Annotated in this window: 16 protein-coding genes; 7 read left to right on the forward strand and 9 right to left on the reverse strand. The window is 66.6% G+C overall.

The window, feature by feature from the left end:
- The first annotated feature begins 16 nt into the window (after positions 1-16).
- The 6 genes from G481_RS0100975 (at position 17) to G481_RS0101000 (ending at position 10,044) form a co-directional block, all read left to right on the forward strand.
- The gene (locus tag G481_RS0100975) at positions 17-1,780 is read left to right on the forward strand and encodes a sensor histidine kinase (RefSeq protein ID WP_035024729.1); all 1,764 of its coding nucleotides are present in this window, start codon (positions 17-19) and stop codon (positions 1,778-1,780) included.
- A gap of 6 nt (positions 1,781-1,786) precedes the next feature.
- A complete protein-coding gene (locus G481_RS0100980) occupies positions 1,787-3,121 on the forward strand; it encodes a sigma-54-dependent transcriptional regulator (RefSeq protein ID WP_028028343.1) in 1,335 nt (444 codons plus the stop codon).
- Between the two features lie 535 nt (positions 3,122-3,656).
- The gene (locus G481_RS0100985) at positions 3,657-6,455 is read left to right on the forward strand and encodes an Rne/Rng family ribonuclease (RefSeq protein ID WP_028028344.1); all 2,799 of its coding nucleotides are present in this window, start codon (positions 3,657-3,659) and stop codon (positions 6,453-6,455) included.
- Between the two features lie 107 nt (positions 6,456-6,562).
- A complete protein-coding gene (locus tag G481_RS0100990; RefSeq protein ID WP_028028345.1) occupies positions 6,563-7,312 on the forward strand; it encodes a cytochrome c biogenesis CcdA family protein in 750 nt (249 codons plus the stop codon).
- Positions 7,313-7,483: 171 nt separating this feature from the next.
- Positions 7,484-8,692: a hypothetical protein gene (locus G481_RS0100995; RefSeq protein ID WP_425402447.1), complete on the forward strand. Its 1,209-nt coding sequence runs from the start codon at positions 7,484-7,486 to the stop codon at positions 8,690-8,692.
- Positions 8,689-10,044, forward strand: coding sequence for a cytochrome P450 (locus G481_RS0101000; protein WP_028028347.1), 1,356 nt, complete (start codon positions 8,689-8,691; stop codon positions 10,042-10,044). The genes G481_RS0100995 and G481_RS0101000 overlap by 4 nt, the downstream gene beginning before the upstream one ends.
- A 15-nt stretch (positions 10,045-10,059) precedes the next feature.
- Here the strand turns inward: G481_RS0101000 and G481_RS0101005 are convergent, their stop codons facing one another.
- The 6 genes from G481_RS0101005 to G481_RS0101030 all read right to left on the reverse strand — a co-directional run bounded on the left by G481_RS0101005 (position 10,060) and on the right by G481_RS0101030 (position 17,981).
- The gene (locus G481_RS0101005; RefSeq protein WP_028028348.1) at positions 10,060-10,734 is read right to left on the reverse strand and encodes an amino acid ABC transporter permease; all 675 of its coding nucleotides are present in this window, start codon (positions 10,732-10,734) and stop codon (positions 10,060-10,062) included.
- Between the two features lie 46 nt (positions 10,735-10,780).
- Positions 10,781-11,584, reverse strand: a complete 804-nt coding sequence (locus G481_RS0101010) for an ABC transporter substrate-binding protein (protein ID WP_028028349.1) — start codon at positions 11,582-11,584, stop codon at positions 10,781-10,783.
- A 189-nt stretch (positions 11,585-11,773) separates the two neighbouring features.
- A complete protein-coding gene (locus G481_RS0101015) occupies positions 11,774-12,847 on the reverse strand; it encodes a saccharopine dehydrogenase C-terminal domain-containing protein (protein ID WP_028028350.1) in 1,074 nt (357 codons plus the stop codon).
- 239 nt (positions 12,848-13,086) lie between these two features.
- Positions 13,087-14,109, reverse strand: a complete 1,023-nt coding sequence (locus G481_RS0101020; RefSeq protein WP_028028351.1) for an ACP S-malonyltransferase — start codon at positions 14,107-14,109, stop codon at positions 13,087-13,089.
- Between the two features lie 306 nt (positions 14,110-14,415).
- Positions 14,416-16,599: a dehydrogenase E1 component subunit alpha/beta gene (locus tag G481_RS0101025; protein WP_028028352.1), complete on the reverse strand. Its 2,184-nt coding sequence runs from the start codon at positions 16,597-16,599 to the stop codon at positions 14,416-14,418.
- Between the two features lie 161 nt (positions 16,600-16,760).
- On the reverse strand, positions 16,761-17,981 hold the full coding sequence (locus G481_RS0101030; RefSeq protein WP_028028353.1) for an acyl-CoA dehydrogenase: 1,221 nt from the start codon (positions 17,979-17,981) through the stop codon (positions 16,761-16,763).
- A gap of 101 nt (positions 17,982-18,082) precedes the next feature.
- On the opposite strand from G481_RS0101030, the gene G481_RS0101035 reads away from it, so the two are divergent.
- Entirely contained in the window at positions 18,083-18,991 is a 909-nt protein-coding gene (locus tag G481_RS0101035) for a LysR family transcriptional regulator (protein ID WP_028028354.1), read from the forward strand.
- 421 nt (positions 18,992-19,412) lie between these two features.
- On the opposite strand, the gene G481_RS24945 is transcribed toward G481_RS0101035, so the two are convergent.
- The 3 genes from G481_RS24945 to acnA form a co-directional block, all read right to left on the reverse strand.
- The gene (locus G481_RS24945) at positions 19,413-19,805 is read right to left on the reverse strand and encodes an META domain-containing protein (protein WP_051294223.1); all 393 of its coding nucleotides are present in this window, start codon (positions 19,803-19,805) and stop codon (positions 19,413-19,415) included.
- Between the two features lie 4 nt (positions 19,806-19,809).
- Positions 19,810-20,727, reverse strand: coding sequence for a ribokinase (locus tag G481_RS0101045; RefSeq protein ID WP_028028355.1), 918 nt, complete (start codon positions 20,725-20,727; stop codon positions 19,810-19,812).
- A gap of 124 nt (positions 20,728-20,851) precedes the next feature.
- Positions 20,852-23,602 (reverse strand): aconitate hydratase AcnA, encoded by a 2,751-nt coding sequence (acnA, locus tag G481_RS0101050; RefSeq protein WP_028028356.1) that lies wholly within the window; start codon positions 23,600-23,602, stop codon positions 20,852-20,854.
- Positions 23,603-23,671: the final 69 nt, after the last annotated feature.

Below are 23,671 nucleotides of genomic sequence, written 5' to 3' on the forward strand. Positions count from 1 at the left end.
GGCCTAGAGTGCCGGCATGACCGAGGCGGCGGACACCAACAGCAACGGGCTGGGCAGCAGGCGGCGCACGCTGGTTCTGCGGCTGGCGACCCTTGCCATTCTGGGGGTCGCGGTGGCCGTGGTCTGGGTCACCCACCAGTTCCTGACCGAACGGTTCACCGAATCCACCCGCAACCGGTCAGAGTTGCGGCTGGCGCTGTATACCGGCAACCTGATGAGCGAGTTGCAGCGCAATTCGGTGGTGCCGCTGCTGCTGGCGCGTGATCCGGCGCTGACCGGGGCGCTGGACAAGGGCGATTATTCCGTCACCTCGCAGCGGCTGATCATGCTGCAGGGCGAACTGGGCACCGCCTCGATGCTGCTGCTGGATGCCGAAGGGCGCACGGTCGCCGCGACCGACCGCAACCGCCTTGGCACCAGCCACCGCAACCAGTCCTATTATGTCGAGGCACAGCGCGCCAAGGAGACGGTGTTTTCCGCCTGGCGGCGCGAGACGGGGGGGTATGGCTTTACATTTTCCCGCTCGATGGTGTCCGAGGGCAAATCGCGCGGGGTCATCGTGGTCGAGGTCGACCTGATGAAATACGAACGGTCCTGGGCCGGCTTTGCCGATGCCGTCGCCGTGGTGGACAGCGAGGGCCATGTGGTTCTGGCGACCGAGCCGCGCTGGCGGGGCCTGTCGGTCGAAGAGGCGCTGGCGGTGCGCGATCCGCCCTCGGCCATTGAACGGGCGTTGCAGGTGACGTCCGATTGGACGCAGGCCCAGCCCGATGCCTGGCTCAAGGGCGAGGCGGTGATGCGCACCGAGGCGCGGGTGCCGTTCCGAGGCTGGCGGATGGTGATGTTTTCCCGCTACGATTCCGTGCGCGAGCGGGTGAATGCCTTTCTGGCCATGGAAATCATGGCCTTTGCCCTGCTGACGGTCGGGGCGTTTTACCTGCTTTCGCGCCGGGCCCGGTTGCAAAGCCGCGCCTTTCAGCGCGAATCGGCGGAACTGCGGCTGCTGAATGCGCGTTTGAAACGCGAGATCGCCGAGCGTGAGCGGATGCAGCAAAACCTTGCCGTGGCAGAACAGACCCTGGCCCAATCGTCGAAACTGGCGGTTCTGGGCGAGATGTCGGCCGCCGTCAGCCATGAACTCAACCAGCCGCTGGCCGCGATGAAGACCTATCTGGCGGGCGCGCGGCTGCTGTTGCAGCGGCGCAAGCCCGATGAGGCGCTGGCCAGTTTCCAGCGCATCGACGATCTGATCGACCGCATGGGCGCGATCACCCGGCAGCTGAAATCCTATGCCCGCAAGGGCGGCGAGGCCTTTGCGCCGGTCGATTTCAAGTCCTGCATCGGCGAGGCGCTGTCGATGATGGAGCCGCAGCTCAAACCCCGCCGGGTGCGCATCAGCCGCAGCCTGCCGCGTGCGCCGGTCATGGTGATGGCCGACCGTATCCGGCTGGAGCAGGTGATCGTGAACCTTTTGCGCAATGCGCTGGACGCCACGCGCGATGTCGCCGACCCGCGGATCGAGATTGCGCTGTCGGCGGGCGAGACGGCCACCCTGACCGTCAGCGACAACGGCCCCGGCATCACCGATCTGGACAAGCTTTTCGAGCCGTTCTGGACCACGAAGAAGCCGGGCGAGGGTGTGGGGCTTGGCCTTGCCATCAGTTCGGGCATCGTGGCCGATCTGGGCGGGCGCCTGACCGCACGCAATGGTGAAGGGGGGGGCGCTGTATTCGATCTGTCGCTTCCCCTATTGGACACGAACGCAAACGCAGCCGAGTGAGGACATATGGCACGGGCGATGAAGGTGGCGATCGTTGACGACGAGGCGGACATGCGCGCCTCGATCAGCCAGTGGCTGGCTCTGTCGGGATTTGACACCGAAACCTATCCGTCGGCCGAGGATGCGCTGAAGGCCATCGGGCCCGAGTTTCCGGGCGTGGTGATTTCCGACATCAAGATGCCGGGGATGGATGGCATGGCGCTGCTCAAGCGCCTGATGGGCATGGATTCGGGCCTGCCGGTGATCATGATCACCGGGCATGGCGATGTGCCCATGGCGGTCGAGGCGATGCGCGTCGGCGCCTTTGACTTTCTGGAAAAGCCGTTCAACCCCGACCGGATGACCGACCTGACCAAGCGGGCGACCAACCAGCGCCGCCTGACGCTGGACAACCGCGCCTTGCGGCGCGAGCTGTCCGATGGCTCCACGCTGATGAAGAAGCTGATCGGCACCAGCGCCGCGATGGAGCGGCTGCGCGAGGATATCCTGGATCTTGGGCAGGCCGACAGCCACGTCCTGATCGACGGCGAGACCGGCACGGGCAAGACGCTGGTGGCCCATGCGCTGCATGCCGTCGGCCCGCGCGCCAGCCGCAAGTTCGTGACGATTTCCTGCGCGGCCTATTCGGAACAATCGCTGTCTGATCGCCTGTTCGGCCCGGTTGCCGAAGGGGCCGGCCTGCCGCTGGTCGAAGAGGCGCGGGGCGGCACGCTGTGTCTGGAAGACATAGAGGCGCTGCCAAATGCGTTGCAGGCCCGCCTGCTGACCTTCATCAACGAGCAGGGCACGCCACCGGAAACCCGGATCATCGCGATCTGCAACGAACACGCCCCCGACAAGACGCTGGAGGACGTGCTGCGCCCGGATCTTTACTATCGCCTGGGCGCGATGAAGATCACCCTGCCGCCGCTGCGCACGCGGGGCGAGGACATTCTGACGCTGTTCACCCGCATGTCGGAACAGTTTGCCGAAGAATACGGCTGCGATGCCCCGCAGGTCACCGCGCAAGAGGCCGCGCAACTGCTTCAGGCGCCCTGGCCGGGCAATGTGCGCCAGCTGGTCAACATTGCCGAACGGGCGGTGTTGCAGAACCGGCGCGGCTCGGGCTCGATCGCGTCGCTTCTGATGGCGGACAACGAGGCCAGCGATCAGACGGCCATGACGACCGAGGGCAAGCCGCTCAAGGAATATGTCGAGGCATTCGAGCGGATGCTGATCGACAATACGATGCGCCGCCACAAGGGCAGTATTGTCGCCGTGATGGAAGAGCTGTGCCTGCCGCGCCGGACGCTGAACGAAAAGATGGCGAAATACGGCCTGCAACGGCAGGATTACACCTGACCCGGGCACCTCGCCCTTTGTATCGCCTCGGCCCCCCGCACGGGGGCCGAAACCGGCCTGGGGTCCGCCGCGTGCCGCCGTTCGGCCGTTGGAGCCGCCGGGCGGGAAATGTCCTGCCGAAAATAGCCCGCCGAAAATAGCCCATTGTGTTCGCTGCCGCTTTCCCGGTAGGGTCGCAACACGCGGGGTTCTGGCCCCGCCCGCAATTCTCTGCGCGTCCCGATATGGGCGGCCTTGCGCCGCTAGCATCCCGATACCGCAGCCGGAATGGTCGCAAGACCGCAAATTGCCCGAAGCGCCGCTGGCGTAGCGGGTTGAAACAGTCGGGTGCTGCAAGGCACCCTTGAGAGAACCGCGATGGTGCGAGACGGATCGGTGCAGAGGATGACGGGGCGGCCCATGGCCGCGCCGCCCGAGCACCCCGCCCGGCGCCTTCCCCTGACAAGCCACCCTTGCATATCCGCCGGCCTGCCCGGTGCCCCTGTCGGGGCGCCGCCGGGAAGGTGGCGCATGTGTCCGGGTGCAATGGATTGTAATGGCAAAGAAAATGCTCATCGATGCCACCCACCCGGAAGAAACCCGGGTCGTGGTGGTCGACGGAAACAAGGTCGAGGAATTCGACTTTGAAACAGTAAACAAGCGCCAGCTGGCCGGGAACATCTACCTGGCCAAGGTGACGCGGGTTGAACCCTCGCTTCAGGCGGCCTTTGTGGATTACGGCGGGAACCGGCATGGTTTCCTGGCCTTTGCGGAAATCCACCCGGATTACTACCAGATCCCGGTCGCCGACCGCCGCGCGCTGCTGGAAGAAGAGCGCGCCGCCCACCGCGCCGAGGCCGACGAGGAAAACGGCCGCCGCCGCAAGCCCTCGCGCAAGCCGGCGCCCAAGGCTGAATCCCGCACCTCTGATGCGGTGACCAGCACGGAAATCGGCGCGATGGATGTCGTCGATCTGGGCGAGGAAACCGGCGCCGATTCGCTGTTCTCGGGCGAGGCGCCCGACCTGGTCGACGAGATCGTCGATGGCGTGATCGTGCGGCCCGAGCCGGATGATGCTGTCGTGCAGGCCGAGCCGGTCGAGGCCACGGACTCCGAGTCGGGCGACGAACACTATCATGCCGTCGATCACGCCGCCGACATCGACGACGAGATCGAATCGGTTGCCGAAGAAGACGTGGCCGAGGAAATCCCCGAGCCGCGCCGCCAGCGCCCGAAGAAATACAAGATCCAGGAAGTCATCAAGGTCCGGCAGATCATGCTGGTCCAGGTGGTCAAGGAAGAACGCGGCAACAAGGGTGCGGCGCTGACGACCTATCTGTCGCTGGCCGGGCGCTATTGCGTCCTGATGCCGAACACCGCCCGGGGCGGCGGCATCTCGCGCAAGATCACCAATGCGGTGGACCGCAAGAAGCTCAAGGAAATCGCGGGCGAGATCGAGGTGCCGGAAGGCGCCGGCCTGATCATCCGCACTGCGGGCGCGAAACGCACCAAGGCGGAAATCAAGCGCGATTACGAATACCTGTGCCGCCTGTGGGAACAGATCCGCGATCTGACCTTCCAGTCGCATGCCCCCGCCCCGATCTATGAAGAGGGCGATCTGATCAAGCGCTCGATCCGCGATCTCTATACCCGCGAGATCGAGGAAGTGCTGGTCGAAGGCGCAACGGGCTACCGCACCGCCAAGGACTTCATGCGCATGATCATGCCGTCGCAGGCCGGTGCGGTGCAGCCCTATGTCGATACCCAGCCGCTGTTCGCCCGCTATCAGGTGGAAAGCTATCTGGCCGGCATGTTCAACCCGGTCGTGCAGCTGAAATCCGGCGGCTATATCGTGATCGGTGTCACCGAGGCGCTGGTCGCGATCGACGTCAACTCGGGCCGTGCCACCAAGGAAGGCTCGATCGAGGATACCGCGCTCAAGACCAACCTTGAGGCCGCGGACGAGATCGCCCGCCAGCTGCGCCTGCGCGACCTGGCCGGTCTGATCGTCATCGACTTCATCGACATGGAAGAGCGCAAGAACAACGCCGCCGTCGAGAAGCGCCTGAAGGACAAGCTCAAGACCGACCGTGCCCGCATCCAGGTCGGCCGGATCTCGGGCTTTGGCCTGCTGGAGATGAGCCGCCAGCGTCTGCGTCCGGGCATGCTGGAATCGACCACGCAGCCGTGCCCGCATTGCCATGGCACCGGCCTGATCCGCTCGGACGACAGCCTTGCGCTGGCGATCCTGCGCGCGCTGGAAGAAGAAGGCACGCGCAAGCGGTCCAAGGAGGTGCTGGTCAAGGCGCCGATCGGCATCGTCAACTATCTCTTCAACCACAAGCGCGAACATATCGCCCAGATCGAGATCCGCTATGGCATGGCCGTGCGGATGGAGGCCGATCCCGCGCTGATCAGCCCCGATTATGTGATCGAGAAGTTCAAGACCGCGACCCGCGTCGTGGCGCCGGCCGCGCCGGTCGTCTCGCTGGATGCGACGGCGATGCCCGAGCTGGAGGAAGAGCCGCTCGAGATCGAGGAAGAGATCGAGGAAGAGGCCGAAGTTGCCGAAGTCGCCGAGGCCCCGGCCACCGATGCCAAGGAAGATGCTCAGGGCAACGGCAAGAAAAAGCGCCGCCGCCGCCGCCGCCGCCGTGGCGGAGCCTCGAGCGAGGCGAACGGGGCAGGCGATGCCGCGGGCGATGACGAAGGCGACGAGGCCGAAGGCGACGAGGCCGAGGGGGACGTCGAAGAGGTGACCGAGGCGGTCGTCGAAGCGGCGCCGGAACCTGTCGTGCTGATCGCCGCTGCCGAAGCGGCCCCTGCGGCCGAGGTCGTGACCAGCGAGCCGATCGAGCCGGCCCCCGCGGCCGAAGTGGTCGATGCGCCGGTCGAGGAAGCGCCGGCCAAGCCCAAGGCCACCCGCTCGCGCAGCAAGACGGCCAAGCCCAGCACGGCCAAGCCCAGGGCGACCAAGTCGAAGGCGGCCGCCGAGGTCAGCGAAACCGCTGCCCCCGAGGCACCTGCGGCCGAGGAAGACGCTGCGCCGGCCAAGAAGCCCACGCGCAAGCGCAGCACCTCGACCACCTCCAGCCGCTCGCGCAGCAAGGCCAAGGCCACCGAGGAAACCCCGGTCGAAGCGGCCCCTGCCGACCTCGTCGCGGCCGAACCCGCGCCCGTTGAAGCCGCGCCCGTCGCCGAAGCCGCGCCGGTGGTTGAAGACGTGCCAGCCGCGGAACCTGCGCCGGTGGCAGCACCCGCAGCGGCCGAAGCCGGACCCGAAAGCGCGCCCGAGGAAACCTCGGGCGATGGCGAACCCAAGCCCCGCCGTCGTGGCTGGTGGTCGGCCCGCTGATCCACACCTTCAGACGGTCGCATCCGGCCCACGCCGATGTGACCGTCTGTCCCGGTGACGCGCCGCGCCCCGCAGGCTAAGGCTGGGCCAATGCAAAGGGGGTGCGCATGTTCGGGATCGACCTGATCGACGCGGGGGTATTGCCCGCACTTCTGGTGGCGGCTTTCGCGGGGCTGCTGTCGTTTCTCAGCCCTTGCGTGCTTCCGATCGTGCCGCCCTACCTGGCCTATATGGGCGGGGTTTCCGTCTCGCAGATGCAAGGCGCCGAACGCCGCGGGCCGGTGGTTCTGGCAGCGGCCTTCTTCGTTCTGGGGCTCTCGACGGTTTTCCTGATCCTTGGCATCGCCGCCTCGGCGCTGGGGCGGGCCTTGCTGCAATACCAGGACTGGTTCGTCACCATCGCCGGGATCGTCATCATGGTCTTCGGCGCGCATTTCGTCGGCGTGTTCCGCCTGCCGTTCCTGGACCGCGAGGCGCGGGTGGATGCGGGCGATCGGGGCGGCTCGGCGCTGGGGGCCTATGTTCTGGGGCTGGCCTTCGCCTTTGGCTGGACACCCTGCCTGGGCCCGATCCTTGGCGCGATCCTGTCGATGGCCGCCTCCGAGGCCGATCTGACGCGCGGCACCCTGTTGCTGGCGGGCTATGCAGTGGGTCTTGGCATCCCCTTCCTGCTGGTTGCGGCCTTCTTTCCGGCGATGCAGCGTCCGATGGCCTGGATGAAGCGCCACATGGGGCGGATCGAGCGGGTCTCGGGCCTCTTGCTATGGACGGTCGGCCTGATGATGGCGACGGGGCAGTTTGCGGCCTTCTCCTTCTGGCTGCTTGAAACTTTCCCCATTCTGGCCACCTTGGGTTGATACCCCCAGCCTTGCGCCGAGGAATTGGCGCGCGGGTATCTGGAGACGGTGGAAGTTCGCGGTGCCGATGGCTGCATCATCTCGCCCCAAATACCCATGCACGGCCAAGGCCGGGTGCTGCCTTTGCCAATCCGGGCGCTGGCGGCCCTGTCGATGGGTATTTGGGGCAAGATGATGCAGACGGGGCAGCAATCAAGGGTCGCGCGGCGGGTGGTGGTCTACATCCCCGGATTTGATCCGTTTCCGCCCCGCCGCTACCGCGAGCTTTACCGCAAGGAAGGCGCCGCGCAGGCCCGGCTGTCGGGCCATGAACTGGCGCTGAGTGCCGACGGGGCCGGCTGGCGGGTCCGCGCGCGGATCGAGGGCACCGAGGTCGAGACCAGATTCGAGGTGCTGGTCTGGCACGATCTGGTGCAGGCCGCGATGCCGGACGGGATTGCCGCCACCTATGGCCAGCTGTTGCGCACGGCCTGGGTCTATTTCGGCTCGGGCGCGGTCTGGCCCTTGCTGCGTTTGCGCAAGGGCCCGCTGGTTGCGGCCTTCTATCCGGTGGGGATGTTGCTGGGGCAACTGGCCCTGGCGCTGCTGGCGGTCTGGCTGGTCTGGGACGCGCTGGCGATCTGGCTGCCAGGTTGGCTGGCGCTGGTGCCGGGGCTGGGGGCAGGCTGGGGCCTGCTGCGGCTGTTCAAGCGCTGGGATGGCAAGGTTTTCGCACATTACCTGATGCACGATTTCGCCTATGGTGCGGCCTTGCGCGGGGCCTATGCGCCCGATCTGGAGGCGCGGCTGTCCGAGTTCGGCGCCCGCATTCGCGCCGCGATGGCCGAGGGCGTGGACGAGGTTCTGGTGGTCGGGCATTCCTCGGGGGCGCATCTGGGGGTCTCGGTGCTGGCCGATCTGATCCGTCAGGGCCTGCCAGAGGGGCCGCAGCTGTCGTTTCTGACGCTGGGGCAGGCGGTGCCGATGGTGTCCTTTCTGCCTGCGGCGCGGCGGCTGCGGGCCGATCTTGCGCTGATGGCGGGGCAGGGGCGCATCCCGTGGGTCGATGTGTCGGCCCCCGGCGATGGCTGCACCTTTGCGCTGTGCGACCCGGTCGCCGTGACCGGGGTTGCGCCGGATGGCGCGCGCTGGCCGCTGGTCATTTCGGCCGCCTTCAGCCAGACCTTGAGCGCGCAAAGCCAGGCTGCGCTGAAATGGCGCTATTTCCGCATCCATTTCCAGTATCTGTGCGCCTTTGATGCCTTGCCCGATGTGCCCGACGTTTATGACTATTTCCGCATCACCGCCGGGCCGCTGACCTTGTGGGACCGGATGGGCGGGCGCGCCCCGTCGAAAAGCCGCATCGTCACGCCGGTCTCGCGCTACAGGGACATGGCATGACCCCGCCCAAGCCTGCCAGCCGCCCTGATCGGGTCTCGCTTTGGCGATACCTGCGGCTGTTTCGCGACGACATCCTCTCGGCCCAGCCGGCACGGCTGTATCGGGCGTGGATGGCCGAATTCCGCACGCCGTTCTTTCGCAGCTATCTGTGCAATGATCCGGCGCTGGTCGATCTGGTGCTGAAGGGCCGCCCCGACGATTTTCCCAAATCCGACCGGATCGGCGAGGGGCTCCGCCCGCTTCTGGGCAATTCGGTCTTTGTCACCAACGGTGAGGTCTGGAAGCGTCAGCGGCGCATCATCGACCCGGCCTTTGAAGGCGGGCGGCTGCGGGGCAGCTTTCCGGCGATGCTGGCGGCGGGTCAGGCGGCGGTGGCGCGGCTGGCGCCCGGTGTGGTCGAGATCGAGGGCCATGCCAGCCATGCCGCGGCCGATGTGATCTTTCGCACGCTGTTTTCCATTCCCATCGAGCATGAGGTCGCGGCCGAGGTCTTTGCCCAGTTCCGCGACTATCAGCGCAGCCAGCCGATCCTGAACCTGGCCGCCTTTGTCCCGCTGCCGCGCTGGGTGCCGCGCCTGCACCGGCGGCGCACGCGGCGCACCGCGCAGGCGATCCGGGGCCTGATCGAACGGCTGACCGCCGAGCGGATGGCCGCGATTGCCGCTGGCACCGCGCCGGACGATCTGGCGACCAAGATCATGACGACGCCCGACCCCGAGACGGGCGCCCGGTTCGACACGGCCGAGATGGTCGATCAGGTGGCGATCTTCTTTCTGGCCGGGCACGAGACCAGCGCCTCGGCGCTGTCCTGGGCGCTTTACCTGCTGGCCACCCACCCCGAGGCCCAGGCGCGCGTCGCGGCCGAGGCGGCGGAGTTTGCCGCGGATCCCACCTTTGCGAACCTGTCGCGGCTGCGCTTTACCCGCGATGTGTTCCGCGAGGCGCTGCGGCTTTACCCCCCCGTCCCGATGATGGTGCGCGAGACGGTGCAGCACGAGCGTTTCCGGGACCGCGACGTTGCGCCGGGGGCGCAGGTGGTGCTGTCGCCCTGGCATCTGCACCGGCATGAGCGCATCTGGCCGGCACCCGACGATTTCGACCCTGACCGCTGGACGCGCGAGGAAAACCGGGCCTGCGCGCGCGATGCCTATCTGCCGTTCTCGGCCGGCCCGCGCGTCTGTCCTGGCGCGGGCTTTGCCATGGTCGAAGGGCCGTTGTTGCTTGGCCTGATCGTAGGCGCCTATTGCTTGCAGGCCGAGGGGGCCCCGCCGGTGCCGGTTGCGCATCTGACAGTTCGGGCGCGGGACGGGATTCGCCTGCGCCTTGCCCGCCGGCAGCCGGCAGCCGGCTGAAGGTGCCGGGGCCGTTCAGCGCTGATAGGCGCGGGCGAAGCGGGTTTCCAGCCAGCCGGTCATCCGCACCAGCGGCCACAGGATGGCCACATACATCAGCGCCGCCCCGATCAGCGGGGTCGGGTTGGCGAACAGCGCCTGCGCATCCGTGGCCTGTTTGAGCAGATCCGTCATGGCAACGACCGAGGCCAGCGAGGTATCCTTGATCACGCTCACGCAGTTCGAGGCATGGGGCGGGATCACCAGCCGGATGGCCTGCGGCAAGATCACCTTGCGCATCGTGGTCCAGAAGCTAAGGCCAAGGGCCGAGGCTGCCTCGAACTGGCCCTTGGGCACGGCCTGGATGCCGGCGCGCACCACCTCGGCGGCATAGGCGGCCAGCACCAGCGACAGGGCCACGGCGGCGGCCGTGAAGGATGACAGCACCAGCCCGGCAAAGGGCAGCGCGTAATAGATCAGGATCAGCACCACCAGCACCGGCAGCGCGCGCATCAGGTCGGTGTAGATCACCGCAAGCCAGCGCAAGGGCTTTGGCGCATAAAGCCGCATCAGGCTGATGCCGATGCCAAGGGCCGTGCCGCACAGGATCGCTACGGCCCCCAGCAGCACCGTATTGCCCAGCCCGCGCAAAAGGATCGGGATCGAGCGCCGCAGGACGTCGAGGTTGAAGAAGATGTCGATCGCGTCCATGGCGGCCCTCGGCGGATGGCCCGCCGCAAGGGGCGGGCCGGTCAGGTCAGTTGCTGGCCGAGGTCGGCACAGGCAGCGGCGTCAGGGTCAGGCTGCCTGCGGCAGGGTCCACCCCGAACCATTTGCGAAAGATCGCGGTCATGGTGCCATCGGTCTTCATGGCCGAGATCGCATCGTTCACCGCGCCCAGCTGCGGGTGGTTCTTGGTCATCATGATGGCGAACCGCTCGCCGGTCACGATTTCATCGGGCACGTCCAGCCCCTTCATCTGGGTTGCGGCATAGCGCAGGCCGACCACATCGTTCAGCGCGGCATCCAGACGGCCGGTCAGGATGTCGGTCAGCATGTTGGCGGTGGTGGTATAGGTCTTGAGCTCCTTGAAGCCCAGCTCGTCCTTGCGCTCGGTCAGCCACTTCTCGGCAAAGGTGGTGGCGACGGTGCCGACGGTGCGGCCCTTGATGTCGGCCACCTTGGCAATGCCCGATCCCGATTTCGTAGCCAGCCCCAGCGCGCCTTCGATATAGGGCTGGGTAAAGGACTGGCTGCCCAGCCGTTCATCGGTGATCGTCAGCGAGGAAATCGCCATGTCGATCCGCTTCGATGCGGTGGCCGGGAACAGGGCGGTGAAGTCATAGCCCTCGATCGTCACGGTGGTGCCAAGGCGCTTGGCGATTTCCGTGGCGATATCGACCTCGAAGCCTTCGAATTTGCCCGATTCGGTCTTGGTCTCCCACGGCGGGTTGGCCGGGTAGGACCCGACCTTGAGCGGATCGGCAGCAAGGCCGGGCAGGGCGGTCAGCGTCAGGCCCAGGGCAGTCGCAAGACCAAGGGCAATGCGGCGGGTGATCATGGGGCATCTCCTGTCGGATGGTCCGCCGCGCGGGAATCGGCGGCGGTTGCCCCGGATGCTGACATATCGGTGCCGGCTTTTGAAGTGATCCTTTGATCAAGCACTTGCGCCAGATCCAGGGGCCCTGCCGGCCATCAGCTTGGCTCGGAACCGCCAGGGTGGGCGGCATGGGGCGCCGCCCCCCCTTGCTCAGCGCCGCGCGCCAGCCTCGTAAAGCGCGCCGGTGCGGGTGGCCTGCCAGGGCGCCAACGGAATATCCTCTTGCTTGAGGAACCCCTTGGCGGGCAGGGTGCCCGCGCGCACCATCTCGATCACCGCGACGACCGAGGCCGAGGTGGTCCAGGCAATCGCCGTGCGGCGCGTGCCGTTGATTTCCAGCGGGTAATAGGCGCGCACGAATTCCTTGCGTTTCAGCTGCCCGCCATCCCAGCCTTCGGCCGCGACATGGACATAGACGACATCCTCGTCCACCGGCGGCTTGGCATTGGTCAGGATGCGCCCCGCCTCGGCCCGATTCTCGCGCATCAGAAGTTCATGGAAGAAGAAGTTCATCTGCTTCACATGGCCCGGATAGCGCATGGTCTTGTAGTCAAGGTTCTCGATCTTGCCCGCATAGGTCTCGCACATTGTCCCAAGCCCGCCCGAGGTGGTGAACGCCTCCAGCTTGACGCCATGGACATAGATCGTCTCCAGCCATTCCATGGCCGAGACCATCTTGCGGGTGCCTTCCTCGATGACCTCGCAGTCATTGAGGTATTCGTTCACGACGCCTTCGGGCGACCAGTTGAACGCATAGCCCAGAAGGCCCGTGGGGTTTTGCGGCAATGCGCCCACCCGCAGGCGAATCGAGCGCACCTTTTCAAAGCGGCTTGCCAGATCGGCCCCGACGATGCCGATAAAGCCCGGTGCCAGACCGCATTGCGGGGCCATGATCCCGGCCGAGGTTTCCGCCAGCTTGCGGATGTGATTGGTGGTGGGCACGTCCTCGGTCAGGTCGAAATAGTGCAGCCCCATGCCATGGGCGACGGTCGAGACACCGATGTTGAGATGATAGGGCAGGCAGGACAGCACCGCATGCTGCCCGGCCAGCGCGCTGCGCAGCGCGGCATCATTGGAAATGTCGACGGCCTTGACCGGGAATGGCGCCCCCTCAAGGCCCCGGGCGTCGATCCCCGTCACCTCGAACCCGGCCCCGGCCAGCAGTTCCGCCGCCAGATGGCCGACCTTGCCCAGACCCAGAACCGCAACCTTTTCGAACGCCATGACTTGTCCCTTTCGTTCCCGCGCCCTCAGGCGCCCTGTCCGGGGCACTGTGGCGCAGGATCCTGCCGGATCGACGTGTCAACTTGCGCGCTATGGTGGATTTTTTCGTCAGAATGTCTTGTTCTTCCGGCGGTATGCGCCAGGCTGTGCATCATCTTGCCCAAAATACCCGCGGGGGATCATCAAGGGGGGCAGCCGCCCCCCTTGATCGGGGAGGGCGAGGGGCTGGCCCCTCGCCCTCACCCCGTCACTAGCGGCCGCTGATCCTCGCGCCCCATCGAAACCAGAACGGGGCGCTCGGCCTGGCGCGCCATGAAGTCGTCCTTCGAGGACATCCCCTGCCAGTTCGCCAGAACCAGGCTTTGCGCCACCGCCCCGCCCATCGTGGTGCCGGGGCCGGTGACGATGAACAGATCCGGGGCGAATTCCCGCGCGGCCACGGTGATCGCGCGGGTGAAATCATAGGCCGCGACCACCTGATGGCCCAGCGTATACTCGGCCAGCGCGCCCAGATCGCTTGATCGCGGCCACCAGATCTCGCCCCGCCCGTCGATCATCGGCAAGGTCGGCTGCTGCCATGGCAGGCCAAGATAGGCCGTCCGCCCCTTGGCCGCGACGGGGGCCTGCAGCGCGGTGTGAAACGCGGCATGGTTCGGCAGCCGCAACGGGAATTGCCCGGCCTTGGGGACAGCGGCCTCAAAGGCCGCCAGCCCCGCCTCATCCCCCGCCAGGACCAGCATCCCGCCAAGGTCGATCGACAGCGCCAGCTGGTGCGAGGGCCGCGCGCCGATCTCGGCCACCAGCGCCAGAAGTTCCGCCTTGCGCGCCGGGTCCGGGCGCCAGTCGTCCCCCATATGCGGATAGACCAGCTGGCCCCCGATCAGCGCCGCCTGCATCAAGGCGCCCATCCCGTTCGCCAGCCGGAACCCCTCGACCGGCGCCAGCGCCCCGGCCACGGCCAGCGCAGAATACCAGCCCATGGAATTGCCGGTCACCGCCACCACCTCGACCCCGGCAAGGTCCATCGCATCCGCAACCGTCATCGCATGGATCAGCGCCGAGGCATTGTCTCCCCGCGTGTGCCGGGCAACGTCGAACCGCGCCGCGCCGTCCAGCGCCGCCAGACTGTCCTGCCCGGCGGCGGCCCGAACCGCCTCATAGCCCGCCAGCAAATCCCGCTTGGCCGAATGCAGGCGCAGCAGCGACCCCAACTCGCCCTTGCCATAGGTGCCACGCCCCGGACACACCACCACCGCCTTCATGCTCTTCCTCCTCGACCGGCCGGCAAACGGCACTGTTCAATGGGTATTTGAAGAAAGGTGAAACATGCATCGCGCCTGTCTTCATCTTTCGCCAAATACCCCCGCCGGAGGCATCCGCCCTGTCCATCATGGCCTGCCCTTCAGAACGCCACGCCTCTGGCCGATGTCGCCGGGTATTTGTAGCAAGATGATGCGACAGGATGCGCCCATCATCTTGCCTTAAATACCCCCCGCCGGAGGCGCGCCGCGCCAGCGGCGCCCGGCCCAAAGGGGGCGGCCCGTCAGGGCGGCCCCCCTGCGGGAGCGTTACGCCAGCGCCGCCTTCGCTGCCGCGACGATCTGGGCGCGCGAGGGCATGGTCGCGGCATAGGCCGGGCCGGTGGCGATGAAGCTGTCCTCGGCGGCCAGTCGCGAGATGCCGGTGACGCCTGCCAGCGTCAGCGCGCTGACCACCGCCTCGGATGGCCCCCCCCCGGTGCGGCGGCATTCGTCGACGACCAGCACCCTCGCGCAGCCCTTGACTGCCTCCAGCACCGCCGCCTCGGGCAGCGGGTTCAGCCAGCGCAGGTCGATCACCCGCGCCGCCACCCCCTCGGCCGCCAGATCCGCCTGCGCCTGACGCGACAGATAAACGCCATTGCCAAAGGTCACGATCGCCAGATCCGTGCCCTCGCCATGCACCCCCACCGTGCCAAGGGCCGTCCGCTCGCCCAAGGGCGGATAGGTCCGCATCCAGCCGCCGTCCTTGTCCTCGAGCAGATCGCGCATCGGGTAAAGCGCGATGGGCTCCAGGAACACCACCAGTCGCTGTTCCTCGCGCGCAAGGCGCACGCATTCGCGCAGCATCCGCACGGCCTCGGCCCCGTCCGAGGGCACCGCCAGGATCAGCCCCGGAATGTCGCGCAGCACGCCGACCGAGTTGTCGTTGTGGAAATGCCCGCCAAAGCCCTTCTGATAGCCAAGGCCAGCGATGCGCAGCACCATCGGGTTGGTGTATTGGCCGTTGGAAAAGAACGGCAGCGTTGCCGCCTCGCCCCGTAGCTGGTCTTCGGCATTGTGCAGATAGGCCAGGAACTGGATTTCCGGCATCGGCAGAAAGCCGTTATGCGCAAGGCCAATCCCCAGCCCCAGGATGGATTGTTCATCCAGCAACGTGTCGATCATCCGGTCGGGACCAAAGCGCGCCTGCAGCTTTTGCGTGACGCCATAGACCCCGCCCTTGCGGCCGACATCCTCGCCCATCAGGACGATCTCGCCATGTTCCAGCATCAGATCGGTCAGCGCCCAGTTGATCAGCCTGGACATGATCTGCGGCTCGGCCAGCTGCTTGATCTCGGGGCCAAAGGCCGCGGCCCGCGCCTCGTCCCCCGGCCCGTTGGTGGGGCGGCAGTCGCGCGGCGGCGGGATCAACGAGGCCATGACGCCCTTGGCATCCGAAAGCCGCGGCCGCGTCACCGCCTCGGCCGCGACGCGGGCCACCCGCTCGCGGGTGTCGAGATAGATTTGCAGCGCGGCATCCGGGTCCAGTGCCCCCGCCTCGGCCATCAGGCGCACGGAATGCAGCAAGGGATCGTTCGCCTCTTCGGCCTCGACCTCCTCGCGCGCCATGTAGGTGGTGGGCAGGTCGGCCCCGGCATGGCCGTAAAGCCGCACGGTGCGCAGATGCAGGAAGGCGGGCTTGCGGCGCCTGCGCACCCAGTCGGCGGCCTCTTGCGCCACGGCATAGGTCTCATAGATATCCAGCCCGTCGGCCTTGAAGTATTTCACGCCCGGACGGCCCCTGAACCCCGCCTCGATCCAGCCCGCCGGGGTCTTGGTCGAAATGCCGATCCCGTTGTCCTCGCAGACGAACAGCAGTGGCAGCGGCACATGCTGATAGGCGGTCCAGCCGGCCGTATTGAAGGCGCCCTGCGCCGTCGAATGGTTGGCGCTGGCATCGCCAAAGGAACACATTACGATCGCATCGTCGGCCATGCAGCGATGTTCCGGCGGGCGCCGCCGCGCCAGCCCCAACGCATAGGCCGCACCAACCGCCTTGGGCAGATGGCTGGCAATGGTCGAGGTCTGCGGCGGGATGTTCAGTGCCTTCGAACCCAGCACCTTGTGCCGCCCGCCCGAAATCGGGTCCTCGGACGACGACGCAAAGGACAGCAGCATGTCCCAGACCGGCGTCTGCCCTGGCACCTGGCCGGCGCGGGCAATCTGAAAGGCCGCATCGCGGTAATGCAGAAAGGCCATGTCCTCGACCCGCAGGGCGGCGGCCACAGCGGCCATCCCCTCATGTCCCGAAGACCCAATGGTGTAAAAGCCTTGCCCCGCCTTCTGCATGGCACGGGCCTGCAAATCCAGCGCCCGGCTTTCGACCTGCGCGCGGTAGATCGCAACGGCAGCTTCGGGGCTCAGGCCCGGTGTCGGCGCCTTGCCGGCCGGAAAGTCCCGGGCCGGGATCCGGCGCAGGAAATTGTCGTGAACGATCTGCGAGCGCGGCACTGGCGGCTCCCTCCCTTGTCCCGGCGGGTCCGGTCCGGGATCGTTTCCCTCAGGCGCCTCACTCCGCCTGCATCACCTTCCCCAAATACCCTCGGGGATTTTCAAGGGGGGCGAGCCCCCCTTGAAGCGGGGGTGCGGGGGCGGCAGCCCCCGCCCTTGCCTCAATAGAACGCCTGCAGCCCGGTGATCGCGCGGCCCAGGATCAGGGCATGCACGTCATGGGTGCCTTCATAGGTGTTCACCGTCTCCAGGTTCACCATATGACGGATCACCTGGAATTCCTCGGAAATCCCGTTCCCGCCATGCATGTCGCGGGCCCAGCGGGCGATGTCCAGCGCCTTGCCGCAGTTGTTGCGCTTGACGATCGAAATCATCTCGGGCGCGGCATTGGCGCTGTCCATCAGCCGGCCGACCTGCAACGAGGCCTGCAGGCCCAGCGAAATCTCGGTCATCATGTTGGCCAGTTTCAGCTGGAACAGCTGGGTCTGGGCCAGCGGCTTGCCGAACTGCTTGCGGTCCAGGCCATACTGGCGGGCAGCGTGCAGGCAGAACTCGGCCGCGCCAAGCGCGCCCCAGGAAATGCCGTAGCGCGCGCGGTTAAGGCAGCCGAACGGGCCTTTCAGACCTTCGACGTAAGGCAGCAGCGCATCTTCGCCGACTTCGACATTGTCCATGACGATCTCGCCGGTGATCGAGGCGCGCAGGCTCAGCTTGCCACCGATCTTGGGCGCCGACAGGCCCTTCATGCCCTTGTCCAGCACAAAGCCACGGATCTTGCCGCCATGCGCTTCGGACTTGGCCCAGACCACGAAGACATCCGCGATCGGCGCGTTCGAGATCCACATCTTGGACCCGTTCAGCACATAGCCGTTCGCGGTCTTCTTCGCGACGGTCTTCATTCCGGCGGGGTCGGACCCGGCATCCGGCTCGGTCAGGCCAAAGCAGCCGATGAATTCACCCGAGGCCAGTTTCGGCAGGTATTTCTTGCGCTGCTCTTCCGAGCCATAGGCATAGATCGGATACATCACCAGCGAGGATTGCACCGACATCATGGACCGATAGCCCGAATCCACCCGCTCGACCTCGCGCGCGACCAGACCATAGGCGACATAGCTGGCACCCAGCCCGCCGTATTCCTCGGGGACGGTGACGCCCAGAAGGCCCATCTCGCCCATTTCGCGGAAGATTTCCGGGTCGGTCGATTCTTCGGCAAAGGCCTTGATCACGCGCGGCTGCAGCTTTTCCTGCGCATAGGCGCGGGCCGCATCGCGCATCGCGCGCTCGTCCTCGGTCAGCTGGGCATCCAGACGGAAGGGATCTTCCCAGTCGAACCGGGTCAGATCGGGGGCATCCTTGGCTTTCAGTTTCGGGCGCTCGGTCATGGCGTTCCTCATGGCTTGCAGGTTTGCATGAGGTATAGGCTTGGCAAACCCAGCGTTCCAACGTTATCTGGGCGTCAATCCATGCGCAAAACACATATGACATGAGCCGCCCGCGTCGTTTCCTGCCATCGGTCAGCCTGCTGACCGCCTTCGAGGCGGTGTTGCGCACCGGCTCGACGGCCGCTGCCGCCCGGGAACTTGACCTGACGCAGGGCGCCGTCAGCCGGCTGGTGCAGAACCTGGAATCGCAGCTGGGCCAGCCGCTGTTCTTGCGTGAACGGCGCCGCCTGATCCCGACCGAGGCGGCGCGCGCCTATGGCCGCGACATCACGCGCGCGCTCGATCTGGTGGCGCGGGCCTCGATGGAACTGGCGGCCAATCCGGGGGGCGGGGTGCTCAGCCTTGCCATCCTGCCCGCCTTTGGCACCCGCTGGCTGGCGCCGCGCCTGCCAGCGTTCCTGTCGGCGCATCCGGGGATCACGATCAACCTGGCAACCCGGCTCAAGCGGTTCAACTTTGCCGCCGAAGGGTTTGACGCCGCGATCCATTTCGGCGCCGATGACTGGCGCGGGGCAGGGCATCTGCATCTGTTCGATGAAACGCTGATCGCCTGTGTCGCGCCGGACTTCCTGGCGGCCCATCCGATCCGGCGGCCCGAAGATGTGCAGGACCTGCCGCTGTTGCAGATCGAAACCCGCCCGACCGCCTGGCCCGAATGGTTCCGCGCGCATGGCATGGTCGCGCCCCTGCCGCGCGGGATGCTGTTCGACCAGTTCGCCCCCATGACCCAGGCCGCGATCCATGGCCTTGGTATCGCGCTGTTGCCCGAATTCCTCGCACGGCCCGAGATTGACGAAGGCCGGCTGGTGCCCTTGCCCGGCTTGCCGGTCAGCGGAACCGGCAGCTATTGGCTGGTCTGGCCCGAGGCGCGCGCCGATTATCCCCCGGTCGCCGCCCTGCGCGACTGGCTGGCGGCGGAAACCGCCGATCTGCGCGCGCGAACCCTGTAGGTGCAGCCCCGCAGGGCGGGGTTCACCCCGTCCCACCCGCCAGCCGCGGATGGAATGGTGCGGACGACGGGGATCGAACCCGTACTCCCGGAAGGAGGCAGATTTTCATACCACTTCGGCTTTCGCCGCCGCCTTTCGGCGTTCGTGGTCTGGACTGTCCCTTCGCCATGGCCCCGCAAGGCTACAGGCGCCGCCCGTCCAGTCTCTACACCTTCCCCGTTGCCGGGGCTTGGCTCGGGATTGGCAGGGGGCCGGTGACCCCGTAAGCGTTCCCCGACTTTGAGCGGTTCTGCACCGCGGGTTTCCCCGCGGGCACCCAATGATTTCAAGTCTGCTGCGTCTACCAGTTTCGCCACGTCCGCACGGCCCGAATCCGGGGCCTGCGCCGGTATAGACCAGCGCGCCCGGAATGGGCAGGGCCTTAGCGCACCGCGCGGATGATCAGGCCCGCCGGCCCCAGCAGCTCCAGCGCGCCGCCGGGCGTCAGCGCGACCGAGGTGACAGCACCAAGCGCCGCCAGCATCCGGGTCTCCGTCTCCATGCGCGGCGCATCGCAGGCCATGCGCGTGCTGGCCATGGCGCCAAAGGTCAGCGCAGTGCCGTCCTGCACCCAGCTGCCGGTGAACCGGTTGCAGCCCGAATGCCCGGCAACCCGGCCCTCGGTCGCAAAGCTCAGCGTGGGGCTGACCCCTTCGGGCAGCGCGCCGCCCGCGAGATCGACCACCCGCCACTCACCCCCCGTAAGGGTCTGGGCCATGGCGCCGGTCGGGATCAGCATCGCAAGACTGACGGACAAGGCTTTGAGATGGTGCATGAATTTATCCCTTGATCAGCAAGGCATCAATTTCGGCGCGGGACGGCATCGCGGCTGCCGTGCCCATCCGCGTGACCGACAGCGCGGCGGTTGCGGTGGCAAAGCGCAAGGCCCGCTCCAGCGGCTGACCTTCGGCCAGCGCGACCGCCAGCCCGCCGTTGAACGCATCGCCCGCCCCCGTCGTGTCCAGCACCGGGCCGGCAGACATCGGCGGCACATGCAGCGTGCGCTGCGCGTCGTGGTAAAGCGCACCTTGCGCGCCCAGCGTCACCACCACCGCGCCCGCCCCCCGCGCGAGCAGCGCCGCCGCCGCCGCCGTGGCCGAGGCAGGGTCGCTGACAGGAATGCCGCTCAGCGCCTCGGCCTCGGTCTCGTTTGGGGTCAGCAGATCGCACAGCGCGATCACATCGGCGGGCAGGTCTGCCGCTGGTGCCGGGTTCAGCACGGTCAGCGCGCCGCCAGCGCGCGCAATCTGCAGCGCGCGGGCGGCCGGGGGCAGGGGCTGTTCCATCTGCGTGACGAACACGCGGGCCGCAGCAATGCGGGCCGCCTCGGCCTCGATGTCGGCAACCGAAATACGGCCCGCAGCGCCCGGGCTGACGATGATTGCATTCGCGCCGGTGCCTTCTTGCAAGAAGATGAAGGCCGCGCCCGTGTAGCTGTCCGGGTCTTCGCGCACCACGGGCACAACGCCCGCCTTGGCCCAGATGTCGCGGGCAATGCCGGCAAAGGCATCCTGGCCCAGCCGGGTCAGGAAGGCCACCTGTCCCCCGGCCATCGCCGCGGCCACCGACTGGTTCGACCCCTTGCCGCCCGGGCCCAGGAAAAACCCCTGTCCCATCAGGGTTTCCCCCATCTTCGGCATCCGCTCCGCCCGATAGACCGTATCGGCGACAAAGATGCCAAGGATCACGATGCTCATTCCGACCTCCAAGATACGGGGGCCAGACTATCCGGGCGGCTGCAGCGGCGAAAGGGGAAAGACCCACCGCATCCGCAACGAAAAAGGCGCCCCAAGGGGCGCCTTTCCGCAGGTTTTCAGGCGCTTACGCCGAGGCGAGGTTGCGCAGCACATAGTGCAGCACGCCGCCGTTCTCGACATATTCGATCTCGATGGCCGTATCGATGCGGCACTTGAGGTCGATCGTCTTCACCGTGCCGTCGGCATAGGTGATGGTGCAGGGCACCAGCGACAGCGGTTTCAGATCGCCCGCAAGGCCCGCGATCGAGACCACTTCGTCGCCTTTCAGGTTCAGCGACTTGCGGGTCATGCCGCCGGTGAACTCGAACGGGATGACGCCCATGCCGACCAGGTTGGACCGGTGGATGCGCTCGAACGATTCCGCGATCACCGCCTTGACGCCCAGCAGGGCCGTGCCCTTGGCCGCCCAGTCGCGCGACGAGCCGGCGCCGTATTCGATGCCGCCAAAGATCACCAGCGGGGTGCCGGCTTCCTGATAGGCCATCGAGGCATCGAAGATCGAGGTCTGCTGACCATCCGGCCCGAGGGTGTAGCCGCCTTCGACGCCGTCCAGCATCTCGTTCTTGATGCGGATGTTGGCAAAGGTGCCGCGCATCATGATTTCGTGGTTCCCGCGGCGCGAGCCATAGGAGTTGAAATCCTTCACCGGAACCTGACGGTCGGTCAGGTATTTCCCGGCCGGGGTGGTCGCCTTGAAGGAACCGGCCGGCGAGATGTGGTCGGTGGTGATCATGTCACCCAGGATCGCCAGCACGCGCGCGCCCGAGATGTCATTGATCACGCCCGGATTTTTCGACATGCCGCGGAAGTAGGGCGGGTTCTGGATATAGGTCGAGCTGGACGGCCAGTCGTAGGTTTCGCTTTCGGTGACTTCGACGCCCTGCCACTTTTCATCGCCCTTGAAGACATCGGCGTATTTCGACAGGAAGGCATCGCGCGTCACGGTCGCGTGGACCATGTCGGCGATTTCCTTGTTGGTCGGCCAGATGTCTTTCAGGAACACATCCTTGCCGTCCGGCGTCTGGCCGATCGGGTCGGTGGTCAGGTTGATGTTCATGTCGCCCGCAATGGCATAGGCCACGACCAGCGGCGGCGAGGCGAGGAAGTTCGCGCGCACGTCCGGGCTGATCCGCCCTTCGAAGTTGCGGTTGCCCGACAGGACGGCCGCGGCGACCAGATCGTTCTCGTTGATCGCCTTGGAGATCGCAGGATCGCCCAGCGGCCCCGAGTTGCCGATGCAGGTGGTGCAGCCGTAACCCACCAGGTTGAAGCCGATGGCGTCCAGATCCTCTTGCAGGCCGGCGGCCTCCAGATAGGCGCCTACGACCTGGGATCCGGGGGCCAGCGAGGTTTTCACCCAGGGCTTGCGGGTCAGGCCAAGCGCGCGGGCCTTGCGAGCCACCAGACCGGCACCGATCATCACATAGGGGTTCGAGGTGTTGGTGCACGAGGTGATGGCAGCGATCACGACCGAGCCGTCGGTGATCGAATAGTCCTTGCCCTCGACCGTCACGACCTTGCGCACGTCCTTGACCGGCGCGGCAACGCCGCCCTCGGCGCCCATGTCCTGCGCGTCGGTCGACACGTCGATGCCGCGATAGTCGGCCACGACCTTGTAGAAGGTGCGGGCGCTGTCGGTCAGCGGCAGGTAGTCCTGCGGGCGTTTCGGGCCCGAGATCGCCGGAACGATGGTGCCCATGTCCAGATGCAGGGTCGAGGTATAGACCGGGTCATAATCCGGGCCACGCCAGAAGCCGTTTTCCTTGGCATAGGCTTCGACCAGGGCAATGCGGTCCTCGTCGCGGCCGGTGTTGCGCAGATAGCGCAGCGTTTCGTCGTCGATCGGGAAGAAGCCGCAGGTGGCGCCGTATTCGGGGGCCATGTTGGCAATGGTCGCCCGGTCGGCCAGCGGCAGGTGATCAAGGCCTTCGCCGTAGAATTCGACGAACTTGTTGACCACGCCATGCTTGCGCAGCATCTGCACGACCTTCAGCACGAGGTCGGTGGCGGTGGTGCCTTCGACCATCTTGCCGGTCAGCTTGAAGCCGACGACTTCGGGGATCAGCATGGACACGGGCTGGCCCAGCATCGCGGCCTCGGCCTCGATCCCGCCGACGCCCCAGCCCAGCACGGCCAGACCGTTGACCATGGTGGTGTGGCTGTCGGTGCCGACCAGCGTGTCGGGATAGGCGACCAGATTGCCGTTCTGGTCGGTATCGGTCCAGACGGTCTGGGCCAGATATTCCAGGTTCACCTGGTGGCAGATGCCGGTGCCGGGCGGCACGACGCGGAAGTTGTCGAACGCGCCCTGGCCCCATTTCAGGAACTGGTAGCGTTCCATGTTGCGTTCATATTCCAGATCGACGTTCATCTGGAAGGCGCGCGGGTTGCCGAATTCGTCGATCATCACCGAGTGGTCGATGACCAGATCGACCGGGTTCAGCGGGTTGATCTTCTGCACATCGCCGCCCAGGCCCTTGATGCCATCGCGCATCGCGGCCAGGTCCACCACGGCCGGAACGCCGGTGAAGTCCTGCATCAGAACGCGGGCAGGGCGATAGGCGATCTCGATCGGGTTCTTGCCGCCCTTCTTGCCCCAGTCGGAAAACGCCTTGATGTCATCGACCGAGACGGTCTTGCCGTCCTCGAAGCGCAGCATGTTTTCCAGCACCACCTTGAGCGAGGCGGGCAGCTTGGCGAATTCGCCCAGACCGGCGGCCTCGGCGGCGGGGATGGAATAGTAGGAATAGGATTTGCCGCCGACCACAAGGGTCTTGCGGGTCTTCTGGCTGTCATGTCCGACGGTGACGGTCATCTGCGGCCTCCTGGCTGTCCGGTCGTGCTGGGATCCTGACCCCTGTTCGGGGGCGGGGGAGTCGAGGGC

Source organism: Gemmobacter nectariphilus DSM 15620, assembly GCF_000429765.1.
Taxonomy (GTDB): Bacteria; Pseudomonadota; Alphaproteobacteria; order Rhodobacterales; family Rhodobacteraceae; genus Wagnerdoeblera; species Wagnerdoeblera nectariphila.

Coding starts and splice junctions, on each gene's coding strand:
- G481_RS0100975 (WP_035024729.1), top strand. CDS start 17: ATGACCGAGGCGGCGGACACCAACAGCAACGGGCTGGGCAGCAGGCGG.
- G481_RS0100980 (WP_028028343.1), top strand. CDS start 1,787: ATGGCACGGGCGATGAAGGTGGCGATCGTTGACGACGAGGCGGACATG.
- G481_RS0100985 (WP_028028344.1), top strand. CDS start 3,657: ATGGCAAAGAAAATGCTCATCGATGCCACCCACCCGGAAGAAACCCGG.
- G481_RS0100990 (WP_028028345.1), top strand. CDS start 6,563: ATGTTCGGGATCGACCTGATCGACGCGGGGGTATTGCCCGCACTTCTG.
- G481_RS0100995 (WP_425402447.1), top strand. CDS start 7,484: ATGATGCAGACGGGGCAGCAATCAAGGGTCGCGCGGCGGGTGGTGGTC.
- G481_RS0101000 (WP_028028347.1), top strand. CDS start 8,689: ATGACCCCGCCCAAGCCTGCCAGCCGCCCTGATCGGGTCTCGCTTTGG.
- G481_RS0101005 (WP_028028348.1), bottom strand. CDS start 10,734: ATGGACGCGATCGACATCTTCTTCAACCTCGACGTCCTGCGGCGCTCG.
- G481_RS0101010 (WP_028028349.1), bottom strand. CDS start 11,584: ATGATCACCCGCCGCATTGCCCTTGGTCTTGCGACTGCCCTGGGCCTG.
- G481_RS0101015 (WP_028028350.1), bottom strand. CDS start 12,847: ATGGCGTTCGAAAAGGTTGCGGTTCTGGGTCTGGGCAAGGTCGGCCAT.
- G481_RS0101020 (WP_028028351.1), bottom strand. CDS start 14,109: ATGAAGGCGGTGGTGGTGTGTCCGGGGCGTGGCACCTATGGCAAGGGC.
- G481_RS0101030 (WP_028028353.1), bottom strand. CDS start 17,981: ATGACCGAGCGCCCGAAACTGAAAGCCAAGGATGCCCCCGATCTGACC.
- G481_RS0101035 (WP_028028354.1), top strand. CDS start 18,083: ATGAGCCGCCCGCGTCGTTTCCTGCCATCGGTCAGCCTGCTGACCGCC.
- G481_RS24945 (WP_051294223.1), bottom strand. CDS start 19,805: ATGCACCATCTCAAAGCCTTGTCCGTCAGTCTTGCGATGCTGATCCCG.
- G481_RS0101045 (WP_028028355.1), bottom strand. CDS start 20,727: ATGAGCATCGTGATCCTTGGCATCTTTGTCGCCGATACGGTCTATCGG.
- acnA (WP_028028356.1), bottom strand. CDS start 23,602: ATGACCGTCACCGTCGGACATGACAGCCAGAAGACCCGCAAGACCCTT.